The following is a 16203-nucleotide window of genomic DNA, read 5'->3' as shown; positions in this document are numbered from 1 at the left end:
TCCTCAATGTGATTCAGTATATCACTCATATTTTCGTGTTAAAAAAGTTCTCATGATGTTCTTTTACCACAAAATATACTATTTTGGAGATGTCTTATGGTTATTACGATAATCAATATTTTGAGGAAGGATATGAATGTGAAGAATTATATCGGGCGAGAATCCAGCATTTCAATTCAGTTGGTATTCATGCTTGGCCACCACAAAATATAAAACCTATCTTGCAAACTATTATTAATGAAATTGCTGATAAATAGTTGCGTTTACCCACATAGCAGTGAATAAAAAAAGTTACCTCTAATAGCTGATTATGATAGTCTGGTAGATATGTAAATTATATAATTGCTTTTTCAGTTACACAGCCGTAAAGCAGTTATATATAGTATTGGTTTTATCTATACGAGATTACCTTTGGTACTGAAATTTAACACAATCACTTGACCTAAAATACTGTAGTTTTAGCAATCTCACAACAAGAACCGATATGAAATATTTCCATCCTCATTTACTTCAAAATCAGCACTAAGCTCCTTAGCTTTCTCATCTAAATACTGTTTAGCAAACTGAGTTGATATCTGGGCGTTTTTCGCCAGTAGCAATACTGTTATTTTCCCAGAGTTGTTTTCAAGTAATTCTAAAAACACTAACTCAATTCGTTTTTGTTCTGATTCAAGCAGTAATCCTTGTTCTCTTTTGTGATGCTTTATTAAAGACCAACTCAACCACCCACCCATAGCTGTTGACGGAATAGTAAAAATAATTAAAGCAGCTACAGCACCTTCTTTATCTTTAGGGGTAGTTTTAGGATTAATCATTTCCAGAATCATCAAAATAGAAAATGGAATCCCAAATCCCAGAAAAAACAATGCTAAAAGTTTTTTAATTAATCTCATATAACTTTTCCCCTTCTACCGTTCACATCCAATCCCATCTCCATCTCGGTCAAACCCATAAGGATCAGGTGGCAGCACTTTAAACCTTCTTTGGCTAATATTTCGGCAATCTAAGTCTGGTGAATTCTTTGGAATGCAAAAATCTGGGTAAGAGGGATCGCAGTTATTCTGTTGCTGCGGTTGAATCGCCTGTGAAGTTGTCTTTTGGGTAGCTCTGTGGCGGAAGTCCCAAGGCATCACAGGATTAGCCTGATTCCAAAATGCTAAACGCTGTTGTTTGGCGGTGTTTTCACCCTGCAACAAACTATCTTTAGATTGTGGGCAACCTTTGAGGTACTGACGATAGACCACAGCCTGACCCTCTTGCACCATATTGAGGTTGACGCTGCGATTCTCGACAAACACCTCTGCAACCAAGCGCTTGTATTTGTCAGTTTCAATAGCACGTAGGGTAATTCCTTGTCCCACTGGCAGTAATTGTTTGAGTCTTGCTGATTGATTGCTGTCCCCAAGGATTCTGTTTCATCTCTGGTGCATCAATGCAAGCAAGGCGGACTGTTACAGTTTTGTTACCAGTTCTCACCCGTATGGTGTCACCGTCACCCACGCTTACAACTGTAGCGGTAAGATTCTTGGCAAATACGGGTAACGACATTTGAGCTACAAGCAAAGCGGCAACGCTAATCAAGGGAACTTTAAAAACCATTTGTATTAAAAGTCACTCTTACTTTCTTTAGGATTCCCAATTTCAGCCAAGCGATCGCTAGTTAATCCACAAATTAGTTTTATGTTTTAAAGTAGAAAATAGTTTCATTGAAAGTGATTGTTAGTACCAATGAAAGTTTTAGGCTTATTCCTGCCAGTCTTGTTGCTGCTAGGCACGCCTTCAATGGCAGTTGAGTTCAAAGGGCAAAATATTGATGGTCAAAAGCTACCTGCTAGAGCTTACTATTATGCAACTGGTGGTCTTTACTCTCGTTCAGGTCAGCTTTCACAACAAGCGGGCCACAATTTACTTTGATGACGGCAACCAAACAACTATACAGTTGAACCAACAGGTAATTACTGACTCAAACAATATTGAAGGTTTTGGAAAAATAGGGCAATATCCTGTAAGTAGCACGTTCAGTCTTGGCTTGGTGTATGACAATAATTTGCTTGGTAGCAATGATAGTCAATTGCAACAATCTAATCCACTAGATGGGTTGTGGAAAATTAGTTTGGAGTGATACCTCCGTTTAAAGTAATATCAGCGATCGCAAAAGATGACTAATCTAAGTGCTATTGCTCAAAGCTTTGTAGAACTCCCCCCGACAACTCCCAACAGCAACCAACACTCTCCCTAATGGTTTTGGGTGAACAAAAGTAATACACCATTTTTGAACTCCCTATTGATTAGCTCTTTGTTCACTAGCTCGATCAACTCGCTGCCAAAGTTCACGGTCTTCTCGATAAATAGCCAACGCTGCAATCGCATCTTTTGCATCAATATCTTTTCCTTGAGCCACTAGTGAAATCAGGTAATCTATTGCTTTATGTTGTCGCAACATCCCTATTGCGAGTAACAATGTGCGACGAAGTTCTACGTTTCTTGTTTGCTGCCAGCAATTTCTGAGATGATCAAATGCTTCCTCTAATCGTGATTCACCCAACGTCAATGCTGCTAACTCACAGATTTGCTCCTTCGGATCAAAAAGAAAACCAGCAACTATTGCAAGTGAATCAGCCGGAGCCAGTTGTAACAAACCACTGAAGCACTCTGAAATCACCTGTGGTGCTTGATCGCCTATGCGGGTTTTCAAACGAAGTAAAGGTACACCTTGAGGATTTCCTGTGTAGGCGATCGCTTTTACAGCAGCAACTCTTGCTTCTGGTTTGGGGTCAGCTAATAGATCGGCTAATTCGTTCATTACATCTGAGTAGTTCATTCTCACCAGACCTAAAGCACATATACCCCGAAGATGGGCAGCAGTATCTTCAACTCCTCCCCATACTGGCTCCATCTGAATATGTCGAATCCCTTGCAGAAAAAGGTTTTCATCGCTGTATTCTAAGTGATACAGTGTTTGTGCTATCTCTTTCTTGGCAAGACAATTTTGGTCTACTTGTGCGGGTTTGACCATCATTCGAGCAAAAGCTTCTACAAGATCAGCAACTAACTCAGTAATAGTGGATTCGCCGACTATCATGGCTGCTTGAGCAACAGCTATAGAATATTTACTCTTAAGACCTTGGCGTAAAATTATCATCCCTTCTTCACTTGTCGGATGCTCTCGAATTTGGGCAAGAATAGATAAAGTTTCTTCTATTTTTCGTGATCTTGGCATATATCATCCCACAACCAGGCGCTCTATTTTGGACTTAAAGCACTTACCAGTAGTAAAATGCAACAACTATTAAATATGTCTGGTTTGTTACCTGAATCTATTAGTGCTTAGTCTCATTTGACATTAAAAGCTTACTATTAAAGCAACGATCCGGTCGTACTCTTGCTGCACTACTGAAACAGGCAATCGATTTAATCGGCTCTCTAACACCAAGGGAATTCCCTTTGGAAAATTAGTAATCTGAGATAACCACCAAGTATTGGCCGTAATCCGCGAATGTATATCTTGCCGTCCATCATTGTCTGAAATGTGAATTTCTAAAAGTTTCTCTGGTGGAAGTCCCAACCATTCATTCAACAGTCTTTCGGTTTTGTCACGCCAAATGTTGAGATGGGCCAAGTCCACAACTATCTTGACCTGGGGAACATCTTGGCAAAATTGAGCAAGTTCTGAAGCATTATCCAAAAGGTTCTCAACAGTGCTATTTGTGAGTGTAGGATACATTGTTTCTACACCCAAAACAATACCTCGCGTTAGACAAACCCGATGAAGACGATGAATATTTTCTACAAATGTTGTGTATGCTAAAACGCGTTCAGTGGTTTTACAAAAGTTTCCTCCATGTACTGAATAAGCGGTAACACCTATACTAGCTAGATAATCTGCCAATCGTTCAAAATATTTCCAATCTTGAGGTTGAGCTAGGTTGAAAGGATAATGGCGTGCGCTCCAAACAAAAGCATGATGCGCTCGATAGACCATTCCCTGTTGTCTAAAATCCTCTACTGCTTGCGCTGAATCAGTATCAGGTCGAGGCCCAATTGCTAGCTCAACATACCGGATTCCTGCATTCCAAAATATTGTTAATGCTTCACGGGTTGAAACTCCACCATAGGCTGACAAGCTCAAATACAATTGCATCAGTCTTCCTCTATGGATGAATAATTAAAAATAGCTCTTCTAGGTTTAAGTGCGAATATTTTGAGGGAGTAACCTACTAATGTGCTGATTTCAGCCGCTAATCGCTGTTTTTGTGACTCTGGATATTCCATATCTCTAAGTAAATATTTTACGTCACCATAAATATAGTCCTCAATTTGCCCTTTTATAGAAGTTTCACTACACTCGTTCACGTTATATATGCGTTTTAATGGTATTTCATTGAGCGAATGCTCAACTGAACCTAATTTTAGAGACAGAGTATAGCTATACCCGATAAAGTTACGTTCGTCATCATAACCATTCAGGTCTTCGTGAGTTTGGTAGTTGCTTAAACCTATCGGTAGTTTGAGCATCGCCAATAACCAAGTAGTTGGATCTTCTGCAATACTAAATTCAGATTTGCGCGTGTACCAATTATTACTTTTAGTCTGTTTTAACTCTTGTACAAATGCTCTTAATCCTGGCATTGGCAGCAAGCAACGAGCATCATGTGCCATAGCATCAGTAATTCGTTTGAGTTCTATTGCTTGTGCTTCTACTAAGCTCTGTTCTGCGTCACGAATTTCTTGCATTCGTGTAATGACCAACTCTTGCAAAGAAGCAATTTGTGGATCGAATTGGCTGGAATGATCTTGTACTAATTCTTCATACAAAGAAAATAGGGAATTAGAATCTGCCATAGCATTCCTCAATTTGGAAGTACAAAATATTAATAACTATTGCAGTTTGAAGCTGTTGAACCTGGTTTGATAGTTCTTTTGTACTAATATACCACTAACTCTTTCAATCGATGCTTCAACGCAAAATTATTTTTTATCCAGCAGTTGCTAGGAGGATTTTGATGCCCAACTGGAGTGCGATTGAAGCTAGTTTTTTACATCTAACCCAACCACAGCAATTGGGTGAATTAGCATCAAGTCTGGCACACTTGAAGTCTTGGGTACAAAGTAGCGATTGTAACCAAGTTATTCCAGTATTGTTACACGAAAGTTTGTTGTATTTGTCTTTAATACAGCAAAACAGTGAAATCTATAATGTTGAATTAAACCAACTTCAAGACTTGTTACAAGATTGGCAACGCAATTGGGATAACATCAAGGAGCAATCAAGCCAAAGGGTAAGCATAGCTGATGTTGCTTCTAATTGGTCAGAACGAGTTTTAAATATGTCTGGTTTATTGAGTTCTTAATCAATTAGTCCCTAGTCTGAGCGATCGCTTGAAACAGGCAATATACTGGTACTATGCCGAAACTTCCAGAGTGCGATTGCTGTCTCTTATACTCACATAATCCTCACCTTGTCTGTACCGTTCACCCTAATGGATCAGTTGCTGATAGATGCTTGGACTTTCGAGAAAACCCCAACGCCGAACCAGTAGAACTATGGGAACCAGAAGGAGCCACTTATTACAACGGCGAGTTAATTGTGCAACCACAACAGCGGTGGACACAACAGCAAAAACTGGAGTTACTTGATTGGCATCCGATGTTTACTGGTAGATGTCCCCGGTGTAATGCTGAATTTGATCGGGACTGGATAGCACGGGTGCATTGGGACTGTCAAAATCCAGAGTGCGGATGGATGGATGATACTATTTAGAGCGTTCATCGCAGACGTTGGACTAGCAATCGCTCTAACTACTTCCTTGCGCTTAATGCCTGCTGACTTAATTGCATTACAATATTTTGGGGCAATGGATCTATGACAGCATCAGTCGGCAGAGATTTAATAAAAGCTGTTACCTCTTCCCCAGTTTTGTATTTCCCTTCACTCCAAGCATCAGCAATCTGTTTAGCTATTTTATTAGCATCCTCTCGCTGATTATGGGCAGTAATGGACTGGATATCATTACCTGTAAATGATATCCATGTCTGCCAAAGTCCCGTAACTGGATGCTGAACAATGCCTGTAGTCAGTTCATTGTCCTCAAGCACTGATTTTTTCTTTGGGCCACCGAATCCTTTAAACATGGCAATATTGAGTAAACGCTATTTTAAAATGCCCAAAATCTACACAGCGATCGCTCTAGTAAGCTGCTAACAGGTTTGACTCCATCCAGTTGTGGGCGATAATCTACTGGTTTGTACATTCCCATTAATCACCTTGGAACCCAACCAGCTAAATTTATTTTCTGATTTGACCATCACACCAGCACGCAGAGCAGAGACACTAGTAATGAGTCTTGAGGCGCTGTTAAAGTGGAAATCTCAGATTTTTGAATATCAGCATTATGTGAGAGAGAACAAACCACCACAGCAGACGGCATTATTTGACCTTACCCCTAAGCACTGCGACCCAGACCAAATTGATCCACTCTTGCTGCGGCTTGTGCCAATGTCGTTTTATAGGATGCCAGCAAACAGCCCAGGTGATGCGTGTCTCTATTTCATCATTGACTCGGCGGCTGGTTTGATTTTGTATGTGGGGGAAACCTGCCGTAGTAACAAGCGATGGCAGGGTATACACGCCTGCAAAGATTACATTGCCAGCTACCAGGATTTACATTATCGCTATGGGTTAAAAACAGCAGTCAACGCCGCATTTTGGTGGGATGCTCCGGTTGATCGACGCACACGGCAACAGTTGGAGTTGAACCTTATTTTGAAGTGGCGCAGTCCATTTAATAAGGAGAACTGGGAACGGTGGGGCCAGCCTTTTGGGTAGGGTGGCTTACTTATGCTTTATGGCGCTACTTTCTCCCGAAACTGTTTCCCAGCAGAAAACGCAGGCACTTTGGTCGCTGGAATTGTCATTGGCTCATTGGTTTTGGGATTACGCCCTTCGCGTTCTGAGCGATGCCTACGGCGGCAAGCTACGCGTCGCTCGAATCACCCAAACCCTATGAGCGTTACCTTTTCACCATTCGCTACAGCCTCGGTAACAACTGACAAAAAAGCACTGATTACTTCATCAGCTTGCTTTTTTGTGATGTTGGTCTTTGCTGCTACAGCATCCACTAATTCACCTTTGTTCATAAATCGCCCTGAAGTATTGCAGAAAATCTAGCATTACTACCTCTAGTTAGGAAAGAGGAAAATGAATAATTTCTAGCAACATACGAAAATTAACAATGCACGACTACTAGTGTGTCGATTTGGCACAATAGATAATTACCATTTCGTTTCCCTAAATGTTTGACTGTTGTAACTGTTGCACTTTTGGTTAGGTAAATCCACTTTCATATTCAGTCAAAAGAGATAGGATATCTATCCATAGGTACTACAAAACAGCTAGGAAACGTTCAATAGGCAATCGATATTTCGTTCCTCTGGCAGCGATCGCAGTATATAAGCGCTATGCTTCAATTCACCACGGTTTGATGCCAAGCTATATAGTTTTTACCTAGAGTGGTAAAACTTGCTAGAGTAGCTTTTTCATAATTGAAATAGGCGTAAATAGGTAAACCAAAATTTTCAATAATAACGAATTTACTACGTTTAAGTTTTTGCTCTAGCTAGTTTTGCCACGCTAGGTTTTTACCGTCCTGTTTCACCTATCTGATCTGCATCGTCTGCTACTCCATTGCGAAAGCGTACTTAATAGCCGTGTTCTGGCTCCCAGTCACACTCAGCTATCAACTTAAAGGTAGCAATATCTAGGTCATACTCCACATAAATATATGAGAAAGTGACTTGATCCCAGACCTGAATGGGATTAGCCAACACAGGCATTGACTCATCTCCAATCATGTCACGATATACATCATAATTTTGCAGCACAACAGGAGCAGTGATGCGTAACACATCGGGTGGCAAGGCTAGAGCCTGCCGAATAGCTTCACGCTGAAGCAATGAAAGTTCCCCAATCTGCCCCTGTTCAAAATCCACACAAATCCGTACACGGCGATCGCCCAAAACAGCACATTGTGCTAAAGTCCAATAGTTATCTTCCAATATAATCTGTCCAAACTCAGCATCGTAATAACTTCTTGGGGATTCCATCATCTTCAGATACTACCTTTATTCTGTGCTTCCCTAGCAACTCCAAAAACTAGTGAAAATTTTACTTTGAAATTAGTCGTACTTTTTAAACGAGAATATCGATGTTCTTCCACTCTCATAACTTTTCAAACATTCTTTTACGGGTGGTTTGGTGCAGGAAATTTCCACTCTGTAATTCCGTCCTCTGTTGCACTAAACAAAGTCTTGCCATCCCTACTAAATACCATTGCCCCCGACCAGTTGCTAACATCGGGCAGAGTTGCTTCCATATTTCCTGTTACCAGATTCCAAACCCGATATGGTTTATATCCTCCACCAGTAATTAAAGATTGCCCATCAGGACTAAAGGCGATGGTGATCTGCGGAAAATAGAAGCCCCCAAAATCCTGCAACAATTTTTCTGTTGTCAGGTTCCACACTTTTACCTGCTTGGCACTACCACTAGCGAGTAACTGACCGTCACGACTAATTGCTAAAGCAGATACTGCACCATAATGTCCAGTCAAAGTGGTGCGCTTTCGTCCAGTTTCCAGATCCCATACAGTGATGTGATTGCTCGAATCGCCACTAACCAAAGTCTTGCCATCTGGAGTCAGCGCCAAAGTTATTACAGCATCCGGTGTTTGTGCCAATGTGCTTGTTAATTTTCCAGTCGCCAAATTCCATATCTTAATGGTATTGTCGGAACTCGCACTCACAATTGTTTGCTGATTGGGTGTGATCACCAGTGCATTTACAACTTCAGAATGCCCTTTGAGCGTAAATTTGAGTTTTCCAGTCGCTAAATTCCACACCTTAATGGTCTTGTCTAAACTCCCACTCACCAAAGTCTGACCATCAGCAGAAAGCGCAAGGTCATAAATATCATTCGCGTGTCCTTTGAGAGTTAATTGCGGCTGCTGACTTGGCAGATGCCAGACGCTAAAGCTTTTGCCACTGCCGCCCACTAAGGTGTGACCATCAGAAGAAAGGGCGATCGCTTCTGCTACTCCACTTAACTTCCGTACTACTGTCAAATCGCAATACTGGGAATGAGGCTGCGACAACTTGCAGATATTCGTTGCTCGGTAACTGCTCCACAAATATGCTCCGACTTGTATCAAAAAAATTATAATCGCTACACCACGCAGCAACCATATCTGTTTTTTGCTCAACCAGTTGTCTAACATTAGCTCTGTTCTCTTTTCGGTAGGTAGTTGAATTAATCGCAAACAGGTTATGGGGTATAGGGTGTGTGATGTAGCGAAAGACTCTTCAAGTCACAAGCTGCATTAGTTGCTGCTGTATCTTCCCCACCGGATCTGTGCGATTTTGTCAGATCCGCTAAACAACGTGCGATCACTTCCAAAATTTTTTCGCATAGTCCGATCAGTACCAACGCTAATAATCTTACTTTCATAATGCTTTTTCTCTATCTGACATCACCTATTACCAGGGTTTTGATGCTTCTGAGTTTGAGCGTAGAAACAAGTAAACTTATTTATGCAAAATATTTAATCTGATTTTGACTAGGGAGAGTTGACGTTTCAAAGGAAGTAACAGAGCATTCAGGCTGATTCAGGATTTTTCTAGAACCAATTACTGCTCAAGAGAAATATTGTCCGAGTAGATATGCCATCTACGTTGCTTTGGAGTTGAGCCAGGAACGTTATTGACTCGTCGCAGCTTATAGCTACCACGAAAACGCTGTGGAGTTCCATTGCTATTAACAGCCGTAACAGTAACGGGAATTTCAATATATAGCGAACCTGCTGCCCCTTCTAAAGAACCCGGTTTTCCGACTTCTTCAACAATGGATACGATGTTAGCAAAACCCTGCTGAAATTCCTCAAATGATTGCTTACTGGCACTACCATCTCCATCCCAAGCCAAGTAAGCTTGTTTATAGTCTTGGCGAGCGATGGCATCGTAATAATCATGAATGAGTTGGACTGCTTGTTGTTCTTGGGACTGGTTTTTTACAGGATTTTGTGTGCTAGAGGTGGGTGGAGAAGATGGATTAGAGGTGTCCGAAAGATTTGCCAGCGTTGGGCGATTGGCAGATGCTAGTTGTGATCTAGCAGAGTTATTGCAAGCTGTAATGGACATAGCAAGCAATAAAACTCCAATGACTTTATAACGCTGTTTTAACCAGATACAAAAAGAAAAGTTGATATTGAACAAAGCTATCTCCTGTGGAATCTACACTAGTAGCCTAATAAATTCAGCATAGTTGAATTTATTGGTTACAGCCATTGACAAATTAAGATGAATAGTAATACTTTCAACCAATAAGCCCCTAGTGTGGGCGACGCTATTTTTACCCCAATCTATGAATCTTCAAGAAGTCAAAAATCAATTTCCAGAAGCAGTAGGTGAGATCGAGACACTTGAAAGACTAGGGTTTGCTTCCGGTGCCTTAGAAATCAAGGAGACTTTGCCCAAGCTGCAACTATTGGCGCAGACTGATAAAACAATCGTAGCCGGGTGGTGGTCTGTAGGTGAAGAAGCTGAAGATTCAGTTACTCTTATGACTGGAGGAGAACCACCACTGCGTAAACCATACAATTTACCTACCAATTAACTATATTTTCTAGAACTCTAGTGGTCTGTCTGTTTTGTATTTGCTGTTCACAGATGGCGTGTTAGAAACGGATGGTGCGCGAGATTTTTACCCAACGGACAACAGAAAGTCTTTTACAGTGATGATTGCTGGAAATAAAATTATCACTCAGTTGGGAAAAATCGGTAATTCAATCTCAAGCGATCGCGATGCCTACGGCGGGCTACGCCTACGCACTTTGGCCCAATAGCTGCTGAAGATTGCACTCAGAATTTATCGGGAGAAGCTCATGAACAATCAACCGAATCACAAAAACCTCAGCCCACAAGAAACGCCATGTCTTATCTGCGGTTCACAAAATTTTGTTTGGGGTCGTACCGTTGGAGAATCAGTAAGTCAGTGGGTGTATTTCCGTGCTGATGGGGCAGGGTGGGGGGAAGGGGAAAAACTACGGGCGCGTAAATGTAGAGATTGTAACAATGTTCAGTTATTTACGTATGATTAGCTGTCAAGAGAAACGAAACTAGCCTTGAAGCTCAAACCAGCACTCCAGTTAAAATTTGTCGCAGATTTCAAGCAGGTGCAGAACCACCAAGCGTATTTCTGCAAGCATCAGCAGTTTCCGCGCCAAAACCACCAGCTTGAGCATGACGGAGTAGCGATTGTACTATCGGCATCGCAATACTCATGCCAAATAAGGCATTGAAACCTGCAATAACGACTGGTGCAGATAATACAACTGTAAATTCTGGAAATAACGCCAATACAGCCACTAAGATCAGAAAAACAATCGGTGTCGCAATACCTGCTGCCTTTGCCGCTTCTACAATTAAATTTTTATACTCTTCAACAGTAATATCGCCCCGATAAAGATCCAAGGAGTATGAAATCGCTGTGACTATAACTTGGGTAAGAATAGCGGTGACTGTAGCAGTGATCCCCAACTTAGCAATTGTTCCAGAATTGCTGACAATAGAATCTACGGCATTGTAAACCCGAATATAAAATTGCTCCCCAACAGTCATAACCTTGGCACCACGACGCAGATTATCAACACCTACTTCCCACAGGATGTTGTCAGCACCATTTGAGCCACCTTGAGAGCGGGGAATGATATGGCTACCATGCTTATCGCTCAAGAATTCACGAATAGTCCGTTCGTTAGCTCCTAGCTTTGATGTTCCAGGAATTTTCTCAAAAAGCTTCATCACATCTGCGTCAGAGCGAGGCAAATCTCCTACTCTTAGACCAGCACGATACCTGAATCTATTGGCAATCTTGGGCATTTCTACGGCTAATTCCGCCGCAGTCGAAGGCAGCTTTTGCAATGCTTCGGCTATGGACAGACTCGAAGTACTCACACCAATAGCAGTTGTTTCAAATGCTTTACTGACATTTTGTACTGCTTGAAAACCCTGCTGTGCTGTTGCAGGTAAATCAGTAATTGCATTAATACTTGAGGTGGTAATTTCTATAGTAGTATTCTTGATTCCATCAACTACTTCTTCTATCCCCTTTGCTGTATTATTTGCTGCTTCTTGCGCTTTATCTTTGAGCGTATCTGCCAAATTTCGTGCTTGGTTGATGAAATCCATGTTTTAGTAAACTGTTGTTTTGATGATTTTGTATTTAGTTCAGCTTCTCCCCTCAAAGCTAAGAACCACATCAGCATTAATCATGAATTTCCAAGGGAATATTTAAAGAGATACTAAGTAATTTATAGCTTTACTCTTTGGTAAGTTAAAAATGGAACTATAAAGTTAGTTTAGCTGTTTTGTTACCCATTTAGGTAGATTTTTTATTGATACAGCAATCAGCATTACCTGAAGCAGTTTTTTGCTTTGGTATTGTGTGCTTGAGTTGAACAAAAAAGTGAGTGTTACTTATCAAGCGGTTCAATTTGTATTTGGTGTTTCTTCGGTTGGCAAAGAGCGAATCAACTCTCGAATCACATCGGTTGCTGGTCGTCCTGTGATTGAACAGTATTTTTCTAATCTTTCTGCCTCCCCTGATGCCAGATTAATTGTGAGTCGTTTAGTTGCCCATTTCTTATTCACTGATTTAATCAACTCAAATTAAAACTACTTCTCTAATATCAATCATTCAAACTGTTATCACAATGATAAAAGTAATGATATTAGCCTCAAGAAGCTGTAAAGTAAACACTAATAAGTGTAAAGCCGTAGTGAAGAGTTTAAATTTAGTTTAAGTGATGAAGATTAAGTAATTTAAAGGCAACAATTATGAGTAGAACATAAGCTAAAAGTTTTTCTGTAATTAAGCATTCAGTGTAAATACATAGAGTCTTATTTCAATTTTTCCCATAGCAATAGCTTTTCTAACATCTAAGTTTTCGAGTGAATTTTGGCGCAACCTTTAAAACGATCGCAATTGGTGTAAATGCAACGTCAGTATCAAATCGGCTTTGGGTAGCTTTTGGAAAATTCTCTGTGACTGGGATCACATCAATTATCGCTTGTTTTTCCTTAAAAAAATTTCTTAATAAAGCAGCTTGTTTACGTAATACCACTAGTTACATTGTCCTTAAGTCTACATTAAAACAGAAAAGACCTTTGAGCATCTTACTTGCTTGCTCAGAAGTATTAATTCAGTAATTACTACTAATTTTACTAATTAATCGGCTACCAAATTTTCAATACTAATATGAGCTAACAATGGCACAAACCGTGAATCATTCACCTGGTTCCATAGTCAGTTGTCGTAGCCGGCAATGGGTGGTACTGCCTTCAGAAAATCAGGATGTTATTCGCTTACGACCGCTCTCTGGCAATGAAGATGAAATAGCTGGAATTTATCAAAAGCTTTTAGAAGAAAAGCTAGAGAACATTCAATTAGCCACATTTCCTCTTCCTCAAGCTAATAGCGTACAAGACCATGCAGCCGCACTTTTGCTTATGGATGCTGCACGTCTTTTACTCCGTAGCGGTGCAGGGCCTTTTCGTTGTTTAGGACGATTGTCATTGCGTCCCCGTCCTTACCAGTTAGTTCCTTTATTGATGGCACTAAAGTTAGAGACAGTAAAACTGCTTGTAGCTGATGACGTGGGTATTGGTAAGACCATCGAAGCTGGATTGATAGCTCGTGAATTGCTAGACCGAGGTGAGGTGAAGCGAATTGCAGTACTGTGTCCACCACACTTGTGCGATCAGTGGCAGCAGGAATTAAGTGAAAAGTTTCATATTGATGCGGTGGTAGTACGTTCTGGCACAGCTTCCAAATTAGAGCGGAACATACCTAATAATGACAGTGTTTTTAGTTATTATCGCCACCTGATTGTTAGCTTGGACTATGCCAAAGCAGATCGTCGTCGTGCTAGTTTTATAACTCACTGCCCTGACTTAGTAATTGTGGATGAAGCACATACTTGCGCCCGTCCAAATAAAACTACTACATCCCAGCAGCAGCGACACCAGCTAATTACAGAAATTGCTCAAAAACAAGAACAGCATTTACTGTTACTTACAGCTACTCCTCACAGTGGGATTGAAGAATCTTTTCTCTCACTTTTAGGTTTGCTGAAGCCGGAGTTTGAGCATTTCAATCTCAATAGCTTAACTGACAAACAACGTGACCACTTAGCCAATCATTTTGTTCAGCGCAGACGGGCAGATGTCAAGCTTTGGCTAGGGAATGAAACTCCTTTTCCTGAACGAGAGTCAAGCGAGGAATCATATAAGTTATCGAAAGAGTACAAAGAACTATTTGATGAAGTTTATGATTTTGCCCGTGGTCTAGTGAAAACGACTACGGCGGACATGAGTCATGCTCAACGTCGGGGAAGATACTGGTCGGCTTTGGCTTTGATTCGCTGTGTTATGTCTTCGCCTGCGGCTGCGATCGCTACATTAAATCGCCAAGTTAGTAAATCAGGCGAACGCTTACTGGCTGATTTAGACGAAGATTTGATGAGTTCTTATGTCCACGATCCCACAGAGCAAGAACAAGCAGTTGATGCTTCGCCAACTTTGGTTATAGAACAGGGACAGCAGAGTTACAAAGATGCAGACAAACGTAAACTTAAAGCTTTTGTACAAGCCGCAGAGAAGTTACAAGGTAGCAAAGACCAAAAGCTCCAATCGTGCATTGCTACGGTAGAATCTCTGCTCAAAGACCAGATGAACCCGATTGTCTGGTGTCGTTATATTGCTACGGCAAACTATGTAGCTGATGCTCTCAGGCAGAAATTAGAGAAGAAAGGTAGTCAGATCCGTGTAATTGCGATTACTGGAGAACTTTCTGAAGATGAGCGGGAAACTCGACTAGAAGAGTTAAAATCTTATCCCCAAAGAGTCCTAGTTGCTACAGACTGTTTGAGTGAAGGGGTAAATTTGCAAACGCACTTCAGTGCAGTAATTCACTACGATTTACCCTGGAATCCTAACCGGTTAGAACAGCGCGAAGGACGTATCGACCGCTACGGCCAAACAGCAACTAAGGTGAAAGCCTGCTTGCTTTATGGTCGAGATAATCCTGTTGATGGTGCAGTTTTGGATGTTCTGATTCGCAAAGCTGTGCAGATTCACAAGTCTTTAGGGATTACTGTTCCCGTACCAATGGAAAGTACTACTGTAGCAGAAGCAGTATTCAAATCCCTATTTGAACGTACTAGTGAGGTTATCCAGTTATCGCTGTTTGAGTTTCAAGAAGAATCTGCGGTTGATAAAGTTCATAAGAATTGGGACAAGGCAGTAGAACGTGAAAAAACCAATCGGACTCGCTTTGCTCAACGTGCCATTAAGCCTGAGCAAGTAGAACAGGAATTAATTGACTCTGACCAGATTTTAGGGAATGAGCAGGATGTAGAGCGGTTTGTCTTGTCGGCCTGCGATCGCATATCTTGTTCTTTAATTAAGAAAAAGCAGGGATGGTTACTTTCCCAACCACCGGATTTCCTCAAGTCAACTTTAGGGGATAAGTCGCGTTTACTCTCTTTTACCACCCCAACACCAGAGGGCGTGGAATACGTAGGTCGAAATCACCCTTTAGTGGAAGGCTTGGCACGGTACATCTTAGAAGATGCACTCTCCCATACTACAGAACCGATCGCAGCAAGATGCGGCTTTACTACAACTAATGCGGTACAAAAACGCACTACTTTGCTGCTGGTAAGGTTACGGCATTTGTTAGACAGTTCTAAACGTAGTATAGAAACGCGAAATACTACATCTCTACTAGCGGAAGAATGCGCGGTTATTGGCTTTACAGGTTCGCCCTCTAGCCCTTGCTGGTTGACGCAGTTGGAAGCAACATCACTACTGCAACAAGCGAAGCCAGTCAGCGATGTTACTAAAGCTATCAAGCAGGTAGAAATTAGTGAGTTACTCCAAAGGCTAGAAGAACTCCAGCCAGATTTGGAAAAGTTTGCCAGAGAAAGAGCAGAAGAACTCTTACAAAGCCATAGACGCGTCAGAACAATGACCCAAGAAGGTCGAATCCGCGTCACCCCCCAATTGCCGATGGATATTCTCGGTATTTTCATCCTCCAACCCGGACGTAAGTAAAAGGCTGGTTGTGCCGCAACTGCGCTGTCACCAGCT

The 16203-nt window shown here is 41.3% G+C and carries 22 protein-coding genes and 1 pseudogene; 8 read left to right on the top strand and 15 right to left on the bottom strand.

Going from position 1 to position 16203, the window contains the following annotated elements; translation table 11 throughout:
• The first annotated feature begins 89 nt into the window (after nt 1–89).
• On the top strand, nt 90–257 hold the full coding sequence (locus V7K76_RS27020; RefSeq protein ID WP_335030250.1) for a hypothetical protein: 168 nt from the start codon (nt 90–92) through the stop codon (nt 255–257).
• Between the two features lie 210 nt (nt 258–467).
• Here V7K76_RS27020 and V7K76_RS27015 read toward each other — a convergent pair whose 3' ends face one another.
• The 3 genes from V7K76_RS27015 to V7K76_RS27005 are packed head-to-tail and all read right to left on the bottom strand — an operon-like array spanning nt 468 to nt 1599.
• On the bottom strand, nt 468–893 hold the full coding sequence (locus tag V7K76_RS27015) for a hypothetical protein (RefSeq protein WP_335030249.1): 426 nt from the start codon (nt 891–893) through the stop codon (nt 468–470).
• A 15-nt stretch (nt 894–908) separates the two neighbouring features.
• Nucleotides 909–1361, bottom strand: a complete 453-nt coding sequence (locus tag V7K76_RS27010; protein WP_335030248.1) for a thermonuclease family protein — start codon at nt 1359–1361, stop codon at nt 909–911.
• Nucleotides 1330–1599 carry a thermonuclease family protein gene (locus V7K76_RS27005; RefSeq protein WP_335030247.1) on the bottom strand — a complete coding sequence of 90 codons (270 nt, stop codon included), beginning with the start codon at nt 1597–1599 and terminating at the stop codon, nt 1330–1332. Before V7K76_RS27005 ends, V7K76_RS27010 begins: the two co-directional genes overlap by 32 nt.
• 214 nt (nt 1600–1813) lie before the next feature.
• Between V7K76_RS27005 and V7K76_RS27000 the strand changes: the two genes are divergently transcribed.
• Nucleotides 1814–2122: a hypothetical protein gene (locus V7K76_RS27000; protein WP_335030246.1), complete on the top strand. Its 309-nt coding sequence runs from the start codon at nt 1814–1816 to the stop codon at nt 2120–2122.
• 159 nt (nt 2123–2281) lie between these two features.
• Here the strand turns inward: V7K76_RS27000 and V7K76_RS26995 are convergent, their stop codons facing one another.
• The 3 genes from V7K76_RS26995 to V7K76_RS26985 all read right to left on the bottom strand — a co-directional run bounded on the left by V7K76_RS26995 (nt 2282) and on the right by V7K76_RS26985 (nt 4842).
• A complete protein-coding gene (locus V7K76_RS26995; protein WP_335030245.1) occupies nt 2282–3220 on the bottom strand; it encodes a HEAT repeat domain-containing protein in 939 nt (312 codons plus the stop codon).
• A gap of 123 nt (nt 3221–3343) precedes the next feature.
• Entirely contained in the window at nt 3344–4141 is a 798-nt protein-coding gene (locus tag V7K76_RS26990) for a sugar phosphate isomerase/epimerase family protein (RefSeq protein WP_335030243.1), read from the bottom strand.
• On the bottom strand, nt 4141–4842 hold the full coding sequence (locus V7K76_RS26985) for a hypothetical protein (protein ID WP_335030242.1): 702 nt from the start codon (nt 4840–4842) through the stop codon (nt 4141–4143). Before V7K76_RS26985 ends, V7K76_RS26990 begins: the two co-directional genes overlap by 1 nt.
• A gap of 110 nt (nt 4843–4952) precedes the next feature.
• Between V7K76_RS26985 and V7K76_RS26980 the strand changes: the two genes are divergently transcribed.
• Nucleotides 4953–5351, top strand: coding sequence for a hypothetical protein (locus V7K76_RS26980; protein ID WP_335030240.1), 399 nt, complete (start codon nt 4953–4955; stop codon nt 5349–5351).
• A gap of 53 nt (nt 5352–5404) precedes the next feature.
• On the top strand, nt 5405–5761 hold the full coding sequence (locus V7K76_RS26975; RefSeq protein WP_335030239.1) for a hypothetical protein: 357 nt from the start codon (nt 5405–5407) through the stop codon (nt 5759–5761).
• Between the two features lie 38 nt (nt 5762–5799).
• Here the strand turns inward: V7K76_RS26975 and V7K76_RS26970 are convergent, their stop codons facing one another.
• Complete coding sequence (locus tag V7K76_RS26970) at nt 5800–6132, bottom strand: hypothetical protein (RefSeq protein ID WP_335030238.1); 333 nt, start codon at nt 6130–6132, stop codon at nt 5800–5802.
• Between the two features lie 133 nt (nt 6133–6265).
• Between V7K76_RS26970 and V7K76_RS26965 the strand changes: the two genes are divergently transcribed.
• Nucleotides 6266–6826, top strand: a complete 561-nt coding sequence (locus V7K76_RS26965; protein ID WP_335030237.1) for a GIY-YIG nuclease family protein — start codon at nt 6266–6268, stop codon at nt 6824–6826.
• Between the two features lie 17 nt (nt 6827–6843).
• Here V7K76_RS26965 and V7K76_RS26960 read toward each other — a convergent pair.
• The 5 genes and pseudogenes from V7K76_RS26960 to V7K76_RS26940 form a co-directional block, all read right to left on the bottom strand.
• Nucleotides 6844–7137 (bottom strand): annotated as a pseudogene (locus tag V7K76_RS26960) (HU family DNA-binding protein).
• 561 nt (nt 7138–7698) lie between these two features.
• Nucleotides 7699–8106 carry a DUF6985 domain-containing protein gene (locus V7K76_RS26955; RefSeq protein WP_335030236.1) on the bottom strand — a complete coding sequence of 136 codons (408 nt, stop codon included), beginning with the start codon at nt 8104–8106 and terminating at the stop codon, nt 7699–7701.
• Between the two features lie 134 nt (nt 8107–8240).
• Complete coding sequence (locus tag V7K76_RS26950; RefSeq protein ID WP_335030235.1) at nt 8241–9272, bottom strand: WD40 repeat domain-containing protein; 1032 nt, start codon at nt 9270–9272, stop codon at nt 8241–8243.
• Nucleotides 9273–9319: 47 nt separating this feature from the next.
• Nucleotides 9320–9502, bottom strand: coding sequence for a hypothetical protein (locus V7K76_RS26945; RefSeq protein WP_335030234.1), 183 nt, complete (start codon nt 9500–9502; stop codon nt 9320–9322).
• A 179-nt stretch (nt 9503–9681) separates the two neighbouring features.
• On the bottom strand, nt 9682–10266 hold the full coding sequence (locus V7K76_RS26940) for a hypothetical protein (protein ID WP_335030233.1): 585 nt from the start codon (nt 10264–10266) through the stop codon (nt 9682–9684).
• Between the two features lie 148 nt (nt 10267–10414).
• Between V7K76_RS26940 and V7K76_RS26935 the strand changes: the two genes are divergently transcribed.
• Nucleotides 10415–10666 carry a hypothetical protein gene (locus V7K76_RS26935; protein WP_335030232.1) on the top strand — a complete coding sequence of 84 codons (252 nt, stop codon included), beginning with the start codon at nt 10415–10417 and terminating at the stop codon, nt 10664–10666.
• Nucleotides 10667–10700: 34 nt separating this feature from the next.
• Entirely contained in the window at nt 10701–10895 is a 195-nt protein-coding gene (locus V7K76_RS26930) for a hypothetical protein (protein ID WP_335030231.1), read from the top strand.
• Between the two features lie 322 nt (nt 10896–11217).
• Here V7K76_RS26930 and V7K76_RS26925 read toward each other — a convergent pair whose 3' ends face one another.
• From V7K76_RS26925 to V7K76_RS26915, 3 genes are all read right to left on the bottom strand, one after another.
• Complete coding sequence (locus V7K76_RS26925; RefSeq protein ID WP_335030230.1) at nt 11218–12240, bottom strand: HNH endonuclease; 1023 nt, start codon at nt 12238–12240, stop codon at nt 11218–11220.
• A gap of 300 nt (nt 12241–12540) precedes the next feature.
• A complete protein-coding gene (locus V7K76_RS26920) occupies nt 12541–12711 on the bottom strand; it encodes a CopG family transcriptional regulator (RefSeq protein WP_442936796.1) in 171 nt (56 codons plus the stop codon).
• A 272-nt stretch (nt 12712–12983) separates the two neighbouring features.
• A complete protein-coding gene (locus V7K76_RS26915) occupies nt 12984–13175 on the bottom strand; it encodes a hypothetical protein (RefSeq protein WP_335030228.1) in 192 nt (63 codons plus the stop codon).
• A 145-nt stretch (nt 13176–13320) separates the two neighbouring features.
• Here V7K76_RS26915 and V7K76_RS26910 point away from each other — a divergent pair, with 145 nt between their 5' ends.
• Nucleotides 13321–16167, top strand: a complete 2847-nt coding sequence (locus V7K76_RS26910) for a helicase-related protein (RefSeq protein WP_335030227.1) — start codon at nt 13321–13323, stop codon at nt 16165–16167.
• The last annotated feature ends 36 nt before the right edge of the window (nt 16168–16203 follow it).

The sequence above is a fragment of the Nostoc sp. genome (genome assembly GCF_036917975.1).
Classification (GTDB): Bacteria; Cyanobacteriota; Cyanobacteriia; order Cyanobacteriales; family Nostocaceae; genus Nostoc.
This window is presented reverse-complemented; position numbering and strand designations above follow the sequence as displayed.